This window comes from Microbacterium sp. LTA6, assembly GCF_045690355.1.
Lineage (GTDB): Bacteria > Actinomycetota > Actinomycetes > Actinomycetales > Microbacteriaceae > Microbacterium.
Map to the genome: position 1 here is coordinate 1,051,225 of NZ_CP147855.1, position 16,667 is coordinate 1,067,891.

General features: G+C 64.4%; 19 protein-coding genes and 2 pseudogenes. 12 read left to right on the forward strand and 9 right to left on the reverse strand.

Annotated elements, in window-relative coordinates; translation table 11 throughout:
* Positions 1–14 precede the first annotated feature (14 nt).
* Positions 15–182 (forward strand): annotated as a pseudogene (locus LTA6_RS04895) (helix-turn-helix domain-containing protein); the annotation flags it as partial.
* Positions 183–200: 18 nt separating this feature from the next.
* On the opposite strand, the gene LTA6_RS04900 reads toward LTA6_RS04895, so the two are convergent.
* The 5 genes from LTA6_RS04900 to LTA6_RS04920 form a co-directional block, all read right to left on the reverse strand.
* The gene (locus tag LTA6_RS04900) at positions 201–692 is read right to left on the reverse strand and encodes a DUF2199 domain-containing protein (RefSeq protein ID WP_407358790.1); all 492 of its coding nucleotides are present in this window, start codon (positions 690–692) and stop codon (positions 201–203) included.
* Positions 693–776: 84 nt separating this feature from the next.
* Positions 777–1,262, reverse strand: coding sequence for a hypothetical protein (locus tag LTA6_RS04905; RefSeq protein WP_407358791.1), 486 nt, complete (start codon positions 1,260–1,262; stop codon positions 777–779).
* Positions 1,263–1,328: 66 nt separating this feature from the next.
* On the reverse strand, positions 1,329–1,715 hold the full coding sequence (locus tag LTA6_RS04910) for a cupin domain-containing protein (RefSeq protein ID WP_407358792.1): 387 nt from the start codon (positions 1,713–1,715) through the stop codon (positions 1,329–1,331).
* Positions 1,716–1,742: 27 nt separating this feature from the next.
* Complete coding sequence (locus LTA6_RS04915; protein WP_407358793.1) at positions 1,743–2,354, reverse strand: LysE family translocator; 612 nt, start codon at positions 2,352–2,354, stop codon at positions 1,743–1,745.
* Between the two features lie 144 nt (positions 2,355–2,498).
* A complete protein-coding gene (locus tag LTA6_RS04920; RefSeq protein WP_102193790.1) occupies positions 2,499–2,873 on the reverse strand; it encodes a VOC family protein in 375 nt (124 codons plus the stop codon).
* Between the two features lie 57 nt (positions 2,874–2,930).
* On the opposite strand from LTA6_RS04920, the gene LTA6_RS04925 reads away from it, so the two are divergent.
* Positions 2,931–3,662 carry a TetR/AcrR family transcriptional regulator gene (locus LTA6_RS04925; RefSeq protein WP_407358794.1) on the forward strand — a complete coding sequence of 244 codons (732 nt, stop codon included), beginning with the start codon at positions 2,931–2,933 and terminating at the stop codon, positions 3,660–3,662.
* A gap of 37 nt (positions 3,663–3,699) precedes the next feature.
* Here the strand turns inward: LTA6_RS04925 and LTA6_RS04930 are convergent, their stop codons facing one another.
* Entirely contained in the window at positions 3,700–4,554 is an 855-nt protein-coding gene (locus LTA6_RS04930) for a S1 family peptidase (RefSeq protein ID WP_407358795.1), read from the reverse strand.
* Positions 4,555–4,939: 385 nt separating this feature from the next.
* On the opposite strand from LTA6_RS04930, the gene LTA6_RS04935 reads away from it, so the two are divergent.
* A complete protein-coding gene (locus tag LTA6_RS04935) occupies positions 4,940–5,344 on the forward strand; it encodes a (deoxy)nucleoside triphosphate pyrophosphohydrolase (RefSeq protein ID WP_407358796.1) in 405 nt (134 codons plus the stop codon).
* Here LTA6_RS04935 and LTA6_RS04940 read toward each other — a convergent pair whose 3' ends face one another.
* On the reverse strand, positions 5,345–6,232 hold the full coding sequence (locus tag LTA6_RS04940) for an HNH endonuclease (protein ID WP_407358797.1): 888 nt from the start codon (positions 6,230–6,232) through the stop codon (positions 5,345–5,347).
* Between the two features lie 232 nt (positions 6,233–6,464).
* Here LTA6_RS04940 and LTA6_RS04945 point away from each other — a divergent pair, with 232 nt between their 5' ends.
* The 4 genes and pseudogenes from LTA6_RS04945 to LTA6_RS04960 all read left to right on the forward strand — a co-directional run bounded on the left by LTA6_RS04945 (position 6,465) and on the right by LTA6_RS04960 (position 9,590).
* Positions 6,465–6,800, forward strand: coding sequence for a nucleotide pyrophosphohydrolase (locus LTA6_RS04945; RefSeq protein ID WP_407358798.1), 336 nt, complete (start codon positions 6,465–6,467; stop codon positions 6,798–6,800).
* Positions 6,797–8,533 (forward strand): DNA/RNA helicase domain-containing protein, encoded by a 1,737-nt coding sequence (locus LTA6_RS04950; RefSeq protein WP_407358799.1) that lies wholly within the window; start codon positions 6,797–6,799, stop codon positions 8,531–8,533. The genes LTA6_RS04945 and LTA6_RS04950 overlap by 4 nt, the downstream gene beginning before the upstream one ends.
* A 127-nt stretch (positions 8,534–8,660) precedes the next feature.
* Positions 8,661–8,726, forward strand: a pseudogene (locus LTA6_RS04955) (hypothetical protein); the annotation flags it as partial.
* A gap of 294 nt (positions 8,727–9,020) precedes the next feature.
* Positions 9,021–9,590: a G5 domain-containing protein gene (locus LTA6_RS04960; RefSeq protein ID WP_407359246.1), complete on the forward strand. Its 570-nt coding sequence runs from the start codon at positions 9,021–9,023 to the stop codon at positions 9,588–9,590.
* Positions 9,591–9,810: 220 nt separating this feature from the next.
* On the opposite strand, the gene LTA6_RS04965 is transcribed toward LTA6_RS04960, so the two are convergent.
* Positions 9,811–10,500 (reverse strand): hypothetical protein, encoded by a 690-nt coding sequence (locus LTA6_RS04965; protein ID WP_407358800.1) that lies wholly within the window; start codon positions 10,498–10,500, stop codon positions 9,811–9,813.
* Positions 10,501–10,832: 332 nt separating this feature from the next.
* The gene (locus LTA6_RS04970) at positions 10,833–12,017 is read right to left on the reverse strand and encodes a MalY/PatB family protein (RefSeq protein ID WP_407358801.1); all 1,185 of its coding nucleotides are present in this window, start codon (positions 12,015–12,017) and stop codon (positions 10,833–10,835) included.
* An 880-nt stretch (positions 12,018–12,897) separates the two neighbouring features.
* Between LTA6_RS04970 and LTA6_RS04975 the strand changes: the two genes are divergently transcribed.
* The 5 genes from LTA6_RS04975 (at position 12,898) to LTA6_RS04995 (ending at position 16,523) form a co-directional block, all read left to right on the forward strand.
* On the forward strand, positions 12,898–13,326 hold the full coding sequence (locus LTA6_RS04975; RefSeq protein ID WP_407358802.1) for a DUF1622 domain-containing protein: 429 nt from the start codon (positions 12,898–12,900) through the stop codon (positions 13,324–13,326).
* Between the two features lie 91 nt (positions 13,327–13,417).
* The gene (locus LTA6_RS04980; protein WP_407358803.1) at positions 13,418–14,023 is read left to right on the forward strand and encodes a hypothetical protein; all 606 of its coding nucleotides are present in this window, start codon (positions 13,418–13,420) and stop codon (positions 14,021–14,023) included.
* A 112-nt stretch (positions 14,024–14,135) separates the two neighbouring features.
* Positions 14,136–14,747 (forward strand): copper resistance protein CopC, encoded by a 612-nt coding sequence (locus tag LTA6_RS04985; RefSeq protein WP_407358804.1) that lies wholly within the window; start codon positions 14,136–14,138, stop codon positions 14,745–14,747.
* Between the two features lie 13 nt (positions 14,748–14,760).
* On the forward strand, positions 14,761–15,294 hold the full coding sequence (locus LTA6_RS04990; protein ID WP_407358805.1) for a copper chaperone PCu(A)C: 534 nt from the start codon (positions 14,761–14,763) through the stop codon (positions 15,292–15,294).
* Positions 15,294–16,523, forward strand: coding sequence for a Dyp-type peroxidase (locus LTA6_RS04995; RefSeq protein WP_407358806.1), 1,230 nt, complete (start codon positions 15,294–15,296; stop codon positions 16,521–16,523). The genes LTA6_RS04990 and LTA6_RS04995 overlap by 1 nt, the downstream gene beginning before the upstream one ends.
* Positions 16,524–16,667: the final 144 nt, after the last annotated feature.

Consider the following 16,667-nt stretch of genomic DNA (forward strand, 5'->3'; position numbering starts at 1 on the left):
GGAGAGCTGATTGCTTATCGCCCGAGACGCTTCGCAAGATCGAGTCGGGCCGCGTGGCCACGCCCGCGTTCTCGACGGTCGCGGCGATCGCCGGAGTGCTGGGCCTCTCGCTCGATGACGTGTGGGCGGAGATCGGGACGGATGCCGCCAGCGCGGTGCGCCGCGACCGCATCGCCTCCTGACGCAGTAGTCGCCCGCAATCAGGGGAGCGCGGAAAGGACGAGTTCGTGGTCCCACTCGTCCCTGAGAACGGACCGCAGCCGGTCGTCAACGCTGTCAACGCAGTACGGCGTTTGGTCTGGATCGAGCACGCTGAGTTTTACAGGCGCGGCCAGAAGACCCCACGGCTCGATGGTGTTGGCCAAGAGGCCCTCGATAACAAGATCCTTGTACTCCGCCGACCACCACGTGTCGAAGACGCGTGGAAGGTCGTCGGGGTTGATGGCGACCCAGACGCCATAGGTGATCGTGTGACCACCGGTCAGGTGGACAGGCAGCAAGGCGCGCACGAATGCCCCGATGTGGTTCACCTGCATCATGACTGAGGCGTTGGCATCGGTGTCAGTCATCCAGACATCAGACGCCGGGATATCCCCAGCGTCCAGAACCGGATCGGGCTTGGCGAACCGCACGTGACGATCGTGGAGGTCAACTGCGTTCCCGCATAGCTCGCACCCGTCGGCGTTCGTCATACAGAGAGACTAGCGAGCGCCAGGTCGTCGGCGCGGAGCGCCGCGACCGCATCGCCTCCTGACGCCGGCTCCGAGAGACCCGGGTCAGGCCCGCTTGCGGCTCGCGATCCTGTCGGTGAGCAGCTGCACCTCGGCCGGATCCGCGTCGCGGGCAAGGGCGACGTAGTGGTCCATGACGGCCGGCCGGTAGCGCACGGGCATCGTCTGTCCTGGGGCGAGTCGGGTGAGCTCGGTGATCGTGAAGGCTTCGTCCGCGATACCGCGGAACGAGAGGCCGTCGGCGGTCTCGACGTCGAGCATCAGGACCAGGCGTGGGTTGCTGTTGACCTCTCGCCAGTCGACGAGAACGCCGAGCGCAAGCGTCCCCACGCGCAGTTCGGCATTGCGCGCGCGTGCAACGCTGCTCATGACGGGATTCGGGGTGACGCCCGGAAAGTCGGGCCCGACGCCGAGTGAGTCCCGACTCAGGTCAGGCCTGAGCTGCTCCATCAGGTCCCTGTCGTTGTTCACCGAGTCGAACAACTTGTCGAACTTCCCGCCGAACATCTTGCCGATCATCCTGCCGATCATCCTGACCCCTCCCTCAGCGCTCGGGCCGGATCCCGGCCTAGCGCCCGCCGTTTCCGCGATTGTATGTCACGGCATTTCCGACCCGTCTTCGTCGAACTCGCGGAGCTGCGCCGTCATGTCGCCGCCGGCATCGCCGGTGTTGACGGTGCCCTTCGGCTCGAAAAGGATCGCGTGCACTTCTTCGGCCGCCTTCGGGCAGTGCTCGACGCCCTTCGGAACGACGAAGATGTCGTTCGGACCGAGCACAACGTCGCGATCACGCAGCTGGATCGTCAGCTCGCCGCGGATCACCATGAACAGTTCGTCGGTGTCGGGGTGGGTGTGCCAGACGAACTCTCCCTGCAGTTTCACCACCTTGACGTCGTAGTCGTTGACGCTGGTGAGGCGGTGCGGCTGCCAGTGCTCGGAGATCGTGGACAGGGCGGTCTCTACATTGCGGACGTCATCGCTCATGTCTCGAGCCTAGGAGAGCCTGCGCGGTCAGCGGCTCTCGATCGCAAGGCGGCCCGCGAGAAGGACGTAGGTCGCAGCGAAGGTGCGACGAAGCCACGTCATCACCTTGGGGCGGCTGATGACCTGGGCGCGCATCGTCGCGGCGAACACTCCGTAGATCGCGAACACGATGAAGGTGAGCGCCATGAACACGAGGCTGAGCCCGACCATCTGCCAGGTTCCGTTCGCGGCACCGGCCGGCACGAACTGGGGCAGGAACGCGAAGAAGAAGATCGTCAGCTTCGGGTTCAGCAGGTTGATGAGCACAGCGGTGCGGATGACTCGCCAGAACGAGACCGGAGCAGCGTCCTCGTCGACCTGGATGGCCGACTTGTCGCGAAGCGTCTGCCAGGCGAGGAACAGCAGGTACGCGACGCCGAGCCACTTGATGGTCTCGAACGCGACGGCGGATGCGTTCAGGATCGCGGCGAGTCCCGTGATGGCGGCGACCATGTGCGGGATCACTCCGAGCGTGCAGCCGAATGCAGCAACGATGCCCGCCTTCGTGCCGCGCGAGAGACCCGCGGCGATCGAATAGACGGCGCCCGTGCCGGGAGTGGCGACGACCACGAGAGTGGTGATCAGGAATGCAATGCTCATGAACCCACCTTCAGAGTCGTTGCTTCCGCACAGTACCGGGGCGCACCGACAGGCGTCCAGTAGACACCGAAACGAAGACGCGGGGCCCCGGCGTGATGCCGAGACCCCGCGTCGAGTTCTGCCGGTTGGCTCACGCCATCCGACTCAGACCCACTGCACGAGCTGGATCAGCACGCCGTTCGGGTCGAGCACCTGGAAGTAGCGCTCGCCCCACGGCTCCGTCTCGATCGGAGTCGCGACGGGCACGAGATGCTGCAGGCGCTCCCACTCGGCGTCGATGTCGTCGACGACGAACACGACGAGCAGGCCGGCGCCCGCAGCGGCGGCGTGCGTCTCGGGCTTGAAGGTCGCGAGCCCGGTGCGCAGATAGATGACATTGAACCCGGCGTCGTCGCGCCGCAGCGAGACGAAACCGTCGGCTGCCATGGCGATCTCGAAGCCGAAGTGCTCGGTCAGGAAGGCGCCGGACGCCTCCGGGTCGGCGACATTGAGGGAGATTGCGGATTCGGTGATGTTCATGGGAAGCATCCTCTCATATATTTACGTACGCTGTACGCAATTAGGTACAATGAGAACATGACCGAAGATATTCCCGGCTTGATCGCCCTGCTCTGGCGGCATGAGCGCACGGCATCGCCGAGACGAGGGCCGAAGCCCCGGTTCACGGTCGACAGCCTGGTTTCGGCCGCGATCGAACTCGCGGATGCCGAGGGGGCGGATGCCGTCTCGATGCGCGGCTTGGCGACGGCGCTGGGGAGTTCGGCAATGTCGCTCTACTCCTACGTCCCCGACAAGTCCACGCTGATCGCGCTCATGGCGGATCAGGTCACTGCGGCGATGCGCCACGGTGATTACAGCGACCCGGATTGGCGGGTTCGGCTCGATCGCCTTGCCCACGACAACCTCGATCTGCATCTCGCCCATCCCTGGCTCGGCACGATCCGCGCCGAGACGCCGCCGCTCGGCCCGGGCATCATCGGCAAGTACGAACGAGAGCTCGCGGCGATCATGCCGCTGGGCCTCTCTGCGGTCGACACCGATGCGAGCCTCAGCCTCATCATCGGGTTCGCTCGCTCATCCGCGGCCGACCTCGCGGCGGCCGTGGCGCCGGATCCCGAATGGTGGCAGGTCGCCGGCCCCGCCCTCGCCGAACACGTGACGCCGCAGCGCTTCCCGCTTGCCGACGCGATCGGCAGCGCGGCCGGCGCTGAGCACAACGCCGCCTATGACGCCCGGCACGCATGGCGGTTCGGTCTCGACCGCATCCTCGACGGCATCGCCAGCATGACCGGCGCCGGGATGGCGTGAACGGCCGGCGAGAGCATCCTCGCCGGCCGTTCTCTGCTTACTTGTTGGCGGCGATGGTCTCGGTGATCCAACTGCCGAAAGCGGTCACGTCGGTGTACAGACCGGGGCCCTTCTCGCACGAAGGGCTCTGCGCGCCGGGCCCGGAGGTGACGCCGATCAGCTCCCAGCGGCCGGCGCTGCCGCGCTGAATCTGCGGGCCACCGGAGTCACCGTTGCAGGCCATCGCGTCGGGGGTCTGGCTCAGCGTGCACAGGCGGGTATCTCCCGCGTAGCCGGGCCCGCAGTCGGCGACGTCGCCGCGGACGGTGTCGAGCTCACGGAGCTTCTTCGACATCTTCCACTTCCCGGGATCCTCGTTCGTCTTGGTGATGCCGAAGCCGAGGATGCGCGTGTCGGTTCCCGGAGCGCCTGCGGCCTCGGCGATCGCGATCGGCTTGTTCTTGACCGGGCGGTCGAGCCTGACCAGCGCGATGTCGTTCTGGTTGGGCTGGCCCTGCGCGTAGTCCGGCGACATGAACACCTGAGCGATGTCTCGGACGGTTCCCCCGGAGGTGCGCTTGTCGCTTCCGATGCGGACGGTTCCCTCGGCGAACGATCCGATCTCACCGTCGAGGCAGTGCGCAGCGGTCACGACCCATTCGGCGTCGATCAGGGCCGCACCGCAGTTTCCGTCCTTGAGGCCGGCGAGCGGAGCTTCAATGGGGATGCTCGCCATGAATGGATACTTCTCGGTGGGCTGGGAGCCGTTGATGATCGATTTGACGCCGCCACGGTCGGCGCTCACACCGCCGGGGAGGCTGGCGGCGGTGAGGGCGAGGCAACAGGCCGCGCCAGCGATGGCGGCGACCGTCGAGCGAGCGACGATGCGGCGAACTGAGGTGATTCCAGACAAGGGTGAGTCCTTCTTTTGGTGCATGTGCAACGGGCAGGTGAGGCGAGTTCGAATCGATGAGTCCGGCTTCATCGGCGGGTTTCTCGACCTGCACGCGGGGGTGCTCTGCTCATAGTTCGACGCTACGAACTGGGGGGAGGCTGCCCCAGACTGCTGGCTACCGGGTTGGGGGTGGGGCTGGCTATATGGAGGCGTCGACTGAATACCGCACCGCCGCTATCGCCTCGGCTCTTCGTATCCGTCATGATCGGACCATGCAAGAAGCGTTGGCGCACCAACTCGACCACCGCGCGGTGCGCGATGATCGCATCTCAGTCCGCAGCCTGACCGTCACAAACACATTTGTGAATTGCACAGCTCAACGAGCCGCGGAGGCGCCGTCGTCATGATTAGTCGGCCACCTATCGCTGTCGTCGGTGCGGTGATAATCCGCGATGGAAGCGTTCTTGCGGCGCAACGCGCATCCGGCCGGCATCTCGCGGGCCACTGGGAGTTCCCCGGCGGAAAGATCGAGAGCGGTGAATCCGCGAGTGATGCTTTACGTCGCGAGATTGTTGAAGAGCTCGGTTGCCAAATCGACGTCGGGGTCGAGATCGTGACGACGCCTCACGCGTATGAAACGGTCTCGATTGAGTTGACGACCTTCTACGTGACCATCCGCTCGGGACAACCACACGCTTCGGAGCACGCTGAACTCCGATGGGTGCCCTTCCGAGACCTCAGCCATTTGGCTTGGGCTCCTGCGGACGTGCCAACGGTCGAAGCAATCCTTCTACAACACGGCGACTAACTACGCGGCAAACAACGCATATTTCTGCGCCAGCCTGTCCTTGGACGGATGCTCAGCTTTGCGCTTCGGCAGCATCAGAGACCGCCCATGCATGTCTTGCAGTCCGTGACGGAGCATCGGTCCGTCGACCTCCTCAAGAAGATCGCGGTCGATCCGTACTTCGTAGTCAGGAGTGATACCTAACAGGTTCTGGTCGTAGGAAGCATGATGAATCTTGCACAAGGCGAGCCCGTTCGTCACCTCTGCGACCCCCTCCAGATTGGAGTCGGGGATGATGTGTGCAGCATCGAGGAGCTCTGCATGCTTGAGTTCGCAGATCGCACACGCCGTTTCGTACGCACGAAGTACGCGGGCACGGAACATCGGTTGGTGCAGCCGCGCTTTGACCAGTCTCTCGGCATACCGCCGTTCGGTCTCTTTGAGGTTCAGCGGATCATCGAAGAACCGAAGTGACTCATCCAACGCAACGTGCACCTCGCGTCGAGAAGGGTCGTCGTGCACGATGTAGGCCGGATAGAAGGCGACAAAGTAGCCTGCCCGCACCCCAAGAAAATAGACCAGGGGATCGGCATCGTTGTAGGCATTTCGCAGCTTCACGTTGTCGCCACCGTCACGCGACTGATACGAATAGCGAACGAGTCCTTCGGGGCTGATGCCGTCCGAGTATTCTGTCTTCTTCGAACTCGTCATGATGGTGAGAGTCGAATCAAAGTCGGCCGGATTTCGAATGCCGCGGCCGGTGTCGAGCAGCGGGATGCGCTCGCCGTTGAATGAGTAGTTGATCAGCTCGGCGCGGCTGAACTCGTACGCGCCCGCATTCCGTCGCAGGTCAAGCCAGCGGAAAATGTCTTCACGGATAGCTTGTTGTTCCGAGCGCGCGCGGGTCATGAGCTCAAGGTATCGCCTGGGGCAGACGCAATGGCGTGGGCCTCAAGCACCCTGAACGGGGATGAGGTCATTCTTTGATTTCACCACGCCATCCGAGCCGCCATCAGGCCCCACGTCGTTACTTCGAGTTCGGAAGGGGGTCCTGATCGTTCGCTGGGCGTTGAGGACCTTCGTTCCGCTCCGAGTGTTCTCCCTGATCGTGACGTCACTCGTCGCTGCTAACGTCACTCACATGCCGTCTCCCACAACTCTCGCCGCCCTCCGCGCCTTCGTCGCCGAGCGGGACTGGGACCAGTTTCACTCGCCGGAGAACCTGGCGAAGAGCATCTCGATCGAGGCATCCGAACTCCTTGAGTGCTTCCAGTGGTCGCCCAATTTCGACCAGCAGCGAGTCGAGGAAGAGTTGGCGGACGTCGTCACTTACTGCATCCACCTGGCGAACAAGATCGGGGTCGATCTCGACGAGATCGTCATGCGCAAGCTTGAGTCCACCGACAAGAAGTACCCCGTCAACCTGGCCAAGGGACGCATGACGAAGTACACGGAACTCGTCGAGGACCAGGAGTGACTGGTTTCAGCATTCACCGCCTACCCTTCCGGCGCGGGCACGTCGACGAATGGGCGAAGACGAATCCGCAGCACAGCGACTGGCCCGTCGTGTACGTCATCGATGGCGCTGCGCGCTCCAAGGCGCCTCGGCTCTATGTCGGTGAAACTACGAGCGCGCAGAAGCGCATGCGTCAGCATCTCGCTGGTTCGAAGAAGAACGAGGGCCTCGAGTCCGTCCGGGTCGTCATTGACCAGAAATTCAACAAGTCGGTCTGCCTCGACCTCGAGGCCCATCTCATCCGCTGGTTCCACGGGGACGGTCGGTACGAGATCCTCAACGGGAATGACGGGCTCAGCAACGCGCAGTACTACGAGCGCGACCTCTACCGCGAATCGTTCCGTGACGTCTTCGAGGCGCTCCGCGCGGAGGGGCTCTTTTCGCGCAGCATCCCACAGATCGAGAACTCCGATCTGTTCAAGCTCTCGCCCTTCAAAGCGCTGACCGACGACCAAGCAGTTGCGATCACCGACATCGTGGAGGGCCTACTCGAGGACCTGCAGCATCCGGACGCGAGATCGACGCTTGTCGTCCAGGGCAATCCGGGAACGGGCAAGACGATCATCGCGATCTTCCTCATGAAGCTGCTCGCCGACATCCGCGACTACCAGGATCACGATGACGTCGAACCAGACTCGATGTTCTCGGAGTTCTTCGTGCCCGAGAACCGCGAGTTATTGAAGAACCTGCGGATGGCTCTGGTCATTCCGCAGCAATCGCTGCGTGAGTCGGTGCGGAAGGTATTCCGGAAGACCCCGAAGCTGGACCCGAAGATGGTGCTCACGCCGTTCCAGATCGGTGAGTCTTCTGAGACGTTCGACTTGGTCCTCGTCGATGAGACCCACCGGCTCGGACAGCGCGCGAACCAGGCGTCGGGTGTGCAGAACAAGAAGTTCCGCGACATCAACACCGCGCTCTATGGAGCGGATGATCAGCGCTACACCCAGCTCGACTGGATCAAGGCGCGTTCCAAGCATCAGCTGTTGCTCGTCGACGGTGAGCAGAGTGTGCGTCCGCATGACCTGTCGCCGACGCTGCTCGCCGCCGAACTACGGGCGGCGAAGGATGCTCATCGCCACTATCGCCTGACCACGCAGATGCGAGTACAGGCCGGCGCGGACTACGTGGAGTTCGTTCGCGCCTTGCTCCGGGGCGAGGACGCCGCTCGGCCTGATCTCGGCGAGTATGACCTGCGCTTCTTCGACGACCTGGGCGAGATGCGAGCGGCGATCCGTGAGAAGGATGCCGAGGTCGGGCTTTCACGGCTCGTCGCCGGGTATGCGTGGGATTGGGTATCTCGACGAGACCCCGCGGCGTTCGACATCGAGCTCGACGGTGAGCAGATGCGCTGGAACAGCACGGACAAGGACTGGATCAACTCTCCCGGGGCGCTGGAGGAGGTCGGTTCAATCCACACCGTGCAGGGGTACGACCTGAACTACGCGGGTGTGATCGTCGGCGCGGATTTGCGCGTGGATCCCTCGTCCGGACTGATAGTTGCTGATTGGGAGAACTACCGCGACAAGAAGGGTAAGGAGAATACCGGGCACCTCAAGGGCGCATTCTCCGACGAAGACCTGCTCATTTTCATCCGGAACATCTACGGGGTGCTGCTGACGCGCGGGATGCTCGGAACCTACGTGTACGTGTGCGATCAGGGGTTGCGTGAACGGTTGCGTACGCTCCTGAGCTGAGCGCGTCGCAGCTGTTGGGTCCATTTCTGAAGACTCGCGCTTGTCAGGGGACACTCGAAGCGATAGACACAGCAGAGGCGTACTGCCGCGCTTGCGATTCGTCGCCTCGACCCGAGAGGTGCACCACATGTCCCAGCCGCCTGCCGCCTGGCATCCCGATCCGCAGAATCCGGGCCAGTTGCGGTGGTGGGACGGCACTCAGTGGACGAGCACAACGGCACCGGCACCAGCTGTCGCCGTGTCTTCGCCGCTCCAGCAGGCCGCGCCAGAAGTACCTACGAAGCCTCGAACCGGCTGGCGCACCGCCGGAATCATCGTCGGATCGCTCGTCGTCGGAGGGCTCCTCGCACGCTTGTCTCCGGTCGCGATCGGGCTCGCAGCCATCGCGGTTATCGGCGTCGCCTTGTTCGTACTGTTTTCACGACCAGTGCCAGCACTTGGGCTTCGATCTCGAGCATCAGGCCTTGCTGCGCTAGGAGTTGCGGCGTTGCTCGTCACGGGCGGTGGCATCGCCAGCGCCAACACCGGCAGTACCGACGGGCCAACCGCATCCGATCCTCAGACCTTCGTGAGCGTTCCGACATCGACCTCGAAGCCCACTCCGACGCCGACTCCCACGACATTCGGGGTGGCAACCGAGGAAGTGCCCCTGCCGTTCGAATTGACGACCGTCGATGACCCTCTGCTTGACCAGGGTACGAACGCTCTGGTCACTGCCGGAGTGAACGGCCTCAAAGTCATCACCTATCGAGTGACGATGGTCGACGGCATCGAAATCTCCCGCGAAGTCATCAAAGAGGTCGTGCAAACGGCGCCAGTGAACGAAGTGACCGCCATCGGCAGCAAGGCACCCGTCGCGGCGCCCGTGCCATTCGCGCAACAGGGCGGCGGAGACTGCGATTCAAACTACGCGGACGCGTGTGTTCCAATATCCAGCGACGTGGACTGCGCTGGTGGCAGCGGCAACGGCCCCGATTACGTTCAGGGCCCGGTTCGCATCGTCGGCAGCGACATCTATGATCTCGACCGGGATGGAGATGGCATCGCCTGCGACTGACCGGTACGGCCCTGTGGGAGGCAGTCAGCGAGAGTCGTTCGGACGGCGATCACGCGCCTCGAAAGCACGGCGTCCAAAGCGCCACGGAGACGGAGGCGCTGAAATGCTGCCATCGATTGGCGTGCATTTGTTCACGAAACGAGAACGTCAGAACGTAGATGTTGATTGCTCCGCCCAAAGCCAAGGCCGGCCCTCGCGAGTGGTCGCCGGGGCTCCGGCGCTAGCCGATCGTTATCGCGGCGAGCGCAGCGCCGCCCTCGACCAGTCCGCCGCTCGTGACGCCGACGAAGATCTGCTGGACCAGGCCCCGCCAACCGCGCTTTCGCTCGGACGTCGATGCCTCCGCCGCTGCCTGAAATGCAACACGGAGGCGCTCGACTGCGGCCGTGTAATCAAACGTTCGGCCCGCGACGTCGTCGTCAAGCGCATACCTGATCTCAGCGATCAGTCGCCGAAGGTACGACATCAATGCCGAATCCATCTCGGTGTCACCCGTGAGCAAGACGTCAGCTTGATCCATGAGGCTCCGTAGCGACGGAATCCGCGAATCATCGAAAGCAAGTACCTTGTCATCGAGGAACGAGCTGAGGCTTTCGAGTTGGTCAAGTGCGGCCTCAGCCAGCACATGGTCGGGATGACTCACTTGGGTACCCCAACCAAACTGCAGCATCAGCGGAACCCGCGCCCAGACCCTCAGGTGACGTTGATGCACCGCGACGCGGTAGTTCCGACTGGCCAAGAAGCGCAGTTGTCCAGACAGGATCTCGATCAGGGCGAATGCCCTACGGATCTCCTCGATCCCCTCGTCGGCGGGGGCGAGAACGGCAGACATTGTCACTCCGGGCTGCTCAGCAACCCTTTGCCTCCAGGATGAAAACAGCGTGTGCAGTTCCTCGGCGGCGTTGCTCATTCGCACATGCTATCGGCCTCCTGCCGTCCGTGACCGCGTCCAGGTGACGCACAATCGAGGTGAACCATGGGCCAAGGTCGACTGGTCGAAGCTGACGTACGTGTGCGCGCGCTTCAACTCATCGGTTCAGGGCATCAAGGGCGAGGACATCGCGCAAGATCGCTGACCACTCGCTCGACGGCGGACGCTACGGCGTCACCTGCACCGAGAGCATCTGGCGCAGGTACTCCATGCTCGCCGCATAGAGGGAACAACCGAGGCTGTCGCCACAACTCGGCCCCTTCATCCGAACACCGGGTCTGCTGCATTATGCATAGCCAGCGGCATCCAGTTCAGCGACGCCGCAGCGCCGCCCCCATAGCCGCAACCGCCTCTTCCAGAATCGGCCGCGGCGTAGCGAACACGACTCTCACATAGTCCTCATACCCGCGCCCGAGCAGCCGCCCTTCGGTGAGCACGACCCCCGCCCGCTCGCGGAAGAACTCCGCCGGCGGGCCATCGATCCCCAGCGCCTTCGTATCGATCCACCCGATATAGGTCGCCTCCGGCGCCCGATACACCGCACCCGGCAGATGCTCGGCAACAAGCGATCCGAGCAGCGACCGCGATCCATCCAGGTACGCGAGAACCCCGTCGAGCCACGGCTTGCCCAGCCGGTAGGCGGCGGTCGACGCCACCACGCCCAGCGTCGCCGCGCCGTGCTGCACCGAGAACCCGAACCCGCGATACAGCTCCTGGTCGGCGTCGTTCGAGGTAATGAGCTGCGCGGTCTTGAGCCCCGGGATGTTCCACGCCTTCGACGCGCTCGTTCCCGTCACGGTGTGCGCGGCTGTCGCATCCGACACCGAGGCATACGGGATGAACGGCCGCCCATCGAAACGCAGCGGCGCGTGGATCTCGTCGGCGAACACCCGGCCGCCATGCTTTTCGACAATCTCGGCGATGGCTTCCAGCTCGGCCCGTGAAGCAACGGTGCCGGTGGGGTTGTGCGGGTTGCACAGCACGAGCGTGCGCGCACCAGCGGCGAACGCCTCATCGATGCGCTGCAGGTCGTGCTGCCAGCGTCCGTCGACCTCGACACCGGGAACCTCGATCACCGGATGCCCGATCGCGGGCAGGTACGAGAGGAACGGCATGTACGCCGGCGTCGGCACGATCACCGGCGACCCGGCCGGAGCATACTCCTCGACGGCCACGCGCAGCACCGCCATCACATCGGAGACGGGATGCACACGCTCGGGATCGACCGTCCAGTCGTACTCGTCGCGCATCCAGTCCGACGTCACGACACCGAGCTCCGCCGCCACCGGAGGCGAAAGGTAGCCGAGGTTCTCCTCGTCGATCGCGCGATGCATGGCCCCGGCGATCTCGGGGGCGACGCCGAAGTCCATCTCCGCCACCCAGGCGCCGATACGTCCGGGGTGCAGACTCCACTTGCGGCTCTCCGGGCGGTCGAGGTGGAACCGGGTCCGGGAGTCGAATGGATGCTGGGCTGTGCGCGTGCCGTCGTCGATCATGGCGGGCGGCTCTCAGCTCACTCGCCGACATCGAAGAGCGGCGCTCACTCGAGAGGAGCCGGCCTCCGTGCGCTGGCCGAGACATGACGAGCGACGCGGCTGATCGCCGGCGGTCGTGGTCTGGATCTCGGGCACGGGGCACTCCTTCGTCGCGGAACCCCCAATCTAGGGACGCCTCCGCGCCGCCGCACCTCTCATTTCCGTCCGTGACGTTGGCCGGGCTTGGAGTCGAGGCCGATTCCCGGGGAGCCTACAATCGCGTGATGACAGTCGTACACGGAACGCACAGCGAAGGAACACCGCGAGTCGGCGTTTCGTGTCTTTACGAAGATGACGTTGTACGGGCGGTAATGGGGCACCTGGAATCAGAGGGATGGACCATCGATTCGTTCGCCCTAAGCCACCAGCACGGGGATGACATCGTGGCTAGCCGCGGTGTTGACCGTCTCATCATCGAAGCGAAGGGTGACGGCAGCTCGAAGAGCACAACGGCTCGGTTTGGTAAACCATTCACCCGAAACCAGGTCAAGACCCACGTAGCTGTCGCGGTGATTCGCGCCATGCGAGTTGTGTCTGCGGGGATAGGTCGTGCAGCGCTTGCTCTGCCGGGGTCCGAGTTTCATCGCGCCGAAATTGAGCGCATTGCACCCGCACTTCATCGGTTGGGAATTCAGGTCTTCTGGGTTGAGCCAGACCGGTCGGTTGACTTGCAGCCGTAGACGAGCAGGCTCCGTCTCGGGACATGATGCGGAAGCAAGGCAAGGATGAAGCGACGGCATTACTACCGCTGCTCATCCAGACAGACACTAGTTGTGGCCAGACACCAACCTCCAGAAGCCACTGCGGTGCCCCCAGAGGAGCACGCCTCTAAGCTGGCCGCATGCAAATCGAGGATGTCTTCACCGCTGTGGCCATCGGTTTCGAGGCGCTGGGCGCAGGTGCCATCGTGGTCGGGTTCGCGATCGCCTTGGTGCTTGGCGTTCGCTCGCTTCGGCGCGGCGAGAGCGGCCGGAAGGCGTTCGCGGTGGTGCGCAACGCCCTGGGCTCAGCGATCCTGCTCGGACTGGAGATCCTCGTCGCCGCTGACCTCATCCGCACGATCACGTCGAAGCCATCCATCGATAGTGCGCTGGTCCTCGGCCTGATCGTCCTGATCCGGACCGTCCTGTCGATCTCCATCCAGATCGAGATCGAAGGCGTCGTCCCGTGGCGACGTGCACTGCTGCGCAGCGGGGGGAGCATGCTCGCCGACGCCATCGATCGCGACCGGCAGGCTACGGACCAACACGCTGAAGACTCTCCGAAATGAGGCCGACCGCATCGTCTGATGCGAGAGCCGAGCCTGTCCTCGAGTAGGCGGCGAGTCAGGGTCACCGCAGCACTGATGGGAAGATGGTGACATGACCCCGTCGAGGATGCCTGCCGTTCTGCGCGGCTTCTCGGCGGCGTCGCTGGCGACATTCGCCGCACTGGCGGGTCACGTGACGGGTGGCGGGCAGATGCCTGGCCCGTTGGGCATCGTGGTGCCCTGGATCTTCTCGTTCATGGTGTGCGTGCTGCTCGCGGGGCGGAAGCTCTCCGTCATCCGCTTGAGCATCTCCGTCGCAATCAGCCAGCTCCTGTTTCACGTCCTGTTCGTTCTCGGCACGATCGAGCCCTCCGGAACCGCAGTCGGTCACGTGCACGGCGCTCCCATCGTTCTGCCCGCCGGTGCCGGCATGACGGAGGCCGTTGTCGCGGACGGCACGATGTGGTTCGGGCACCTGCTGGCTGCGATCGCCACTGTTGCCATCGCGCATCGTGGGGAGCGGATGCTGCTCGCTCTTCGTGAGCTCGCCGTCCAGGCCGTTCTCTGGGTGCGCCGTCGCGTGGATGCTGTGCTGGGCTCGCCCGAGCTCCTCGACGTGCGCGATCTCGGCCTGGCGCTGGACAATACGCGCCCTCTCGAGTCGCGGATACTGGCGACTCTTCGGGGTCGCGCCCCGCCGGCGGCTCACGCGATCTGATCCGCACCGGTTCTCGTCTGACACCGGTGTGTTCCCGCCCGGGCGCTCTGCTGCCCTGGGCTTCTGAACAACCGTTGGCGTCGCCTGTCGGCGCCCGACGAGAGGCTTTCTCATGTCCTTATTGCGCCGAATCGGTGCCGGGCTGGCGGTGGTCCTGATCGCCGTGCTGGCGACTGCGGTACCGGCATCCGCCCACGACCAATTGGCCTCCAGCACGCCGGCAGAAGGCGAAGCGTTGGAGACCGCTCCAGACGAGGTCGTGATGACGTTCACGGGCGATCTCATCGTCCTCGATGCGTCGATGACGGGGGCGGTGGTCATGGTCGTCGATGCATCAGGACGCGACTGGGTCTCGGGAGAGATCGTCGTCGATGGACGCACGGTGACCGCGCAGCTCGAAGCCGGCATGCCGGTCGCGGGCTATCAGGTGCGGTGGCAGGTCGTCTCTGAAGACGGGCATCCCATCTCGGGGGCGATCCCGTTCACGATCGGCGACGCTGCTCCGATGGTCACAGCCGGGAACAGCGACAGCGCGACGAACAGTGACGCCGCCGCAACAGATCAGATCGCAGACGAATCGAGCAGCGTCGTTCGGATGCTGCTCGTCGGGGCAGGCGGCGCAGTGATCGCTGCAGCCGGCTTCGCCCTCTATCGATTCCTCCGTCGCCGGAAGGCGACAGCCGCACCGCCGGAGTCCGGCGATGACGCGGCAGAACATATCTGAAAGGCATTACACGATGAACACTTCCCAGACCCTCCCTCGCGCCGCGGCACTGCTGGCCGTCTCATTGCTCGCTCTGGCCGGCTGCGCCACAACGGCTGCGCCGGCATCCGAAGAATCGAAACCTGCCGGTGATGTCGTGACGATCGAGGACGCGTGGGTGAAGTCCGCCCCTGACGGCATGTCCGCTGCCTTCGGGGTGCTCGAGAACACCGGAGACGAGGATGTGACGGTCGTCTCCGTCGAATCCGACTCGTCGTCGATGATCGAGTTGCATGAGACGGTCGAGAACGAGGCCGGAGAGATGGTGATGCGAGAGATCGAGGGGGGCTTCGTCATTCCTGCCGGGGGTGAGTTGGCCCTCGAGCCAGGTGCGAACCACATCATGTTGATGGGCCTCGCGTACCCGCTCGTCGCGGGCGACGAGGCCACCTTCACTCTGACGTTCTCAGACGACTCGACCTACGAATTCACCGCTCCGGTGAAGGACTACTCGGGTGCCAACGAGAACTACGAGGAGAGCGACGACCACGAAGGCATGGATCACTGATGCCTGCGCCCGCTGAGGGCGCGCCCACCGGTCCCGGTCGGTCGACCCGGCGACAGTTCCTCCTCGGAGGGGCTGTCGCCGGGATCGGCGCGGCCGCGGCGATCGGTGTGGACTTCGCGCTCAACCGTCCAGACACGAACGAGAGCACAGCGCCCTCGACACCCATGAACGGTGATGAGAAGGTCCCCTTCTTCGGAACGCACCAGGCTGGCGTCGACACCGCCGCCCAGGCTCACGGGGTCTTCGTCGGGCTGGATCTGAACGAGGGCGTCGACGCGGCGTCGCTCGTCCGTCTGATGCGGATCCTCACCGACGATGCGGCACGGCTCACCCAGGGGACACCGGCGTTGGCCGACTCAGAGCCCGAACTCGCGCTGTCGCCCGCGCGTCTGACGGTCACCTTCGGGTTCGGCCCCGGGTTCGTCGCCCGGGCTGCCGTTCCGGGGCCGGGCTGGCTCGCGCCCCTTCCGGCGTTCGGCATCGACCGGCTACAGCCGGAGTTCTCCGATGGCGATCTTCTGCTGCAGGTGAACGGGGATGACCCGCTCACAGTGGCGCACGCGATGCGTATGCTCCTGAAGGACGCGCGCGGGTTCGCGACGATCCGTTGGACCCAGCACGGATTCCGGCGGGCATACGGCACCGAGCGACCCGGGACGACGATGCGCAACCTCTTCGGCCAGGTCGACGGCACGACCAACCCGCAACCGGGGACGAAGGAGTTCGACCAGGTCGTCTGGGCTGAGGATGGCTGGCTCGCCGGCGGCACCGGGGTAGTGATCCGACGCATCCGGATGGACCTGGACAAGTGGGACCGCCTCGACCGGAGCGGACGCGACGCGTCCGTGGGAAGGAGCATCGCGAATGGGGCGCCACTGACGGGGACGGACGAGTTCGACGAGCCGGACTTCGAAGCGAAGACCGCCATCGGGTTCCCGGTGATCCCGCAATTCGCCCACATCCGCCGGGCACGCGGTGACGACGGCGAGCGCATCTTCCGCCGCGGTTACAACTACGACGAACGCCCCCTCGGAGCAGAGGTCTCCGAATCAGGGCTCATCTTCGTCTCCTACCAGGCCGACATCGAAAGCCAGTTCATCCCGATGCAGCGACGACTCGATGAGCTCGACCTGCTCAACGAGTGGACCGTGCCCATCGGCTCCGCCGTCTTCGCGATCCCGCCCGGATGCGCCGAAGACGGCTTCATCGGAGACTCCCTTCTCTCCTGAGAGGGCCACGCTGATTCGCACGACAAACCGAAGCGGCCCCACACTCATCCGCAGCCGCGAGGAGTCGCGCGTTCTGCGCTCTGGCTTGGCCTCGGGCCTATGGTGACGGAAGGAGATAGGCACCACCCGCCGTTGGAAGGACAG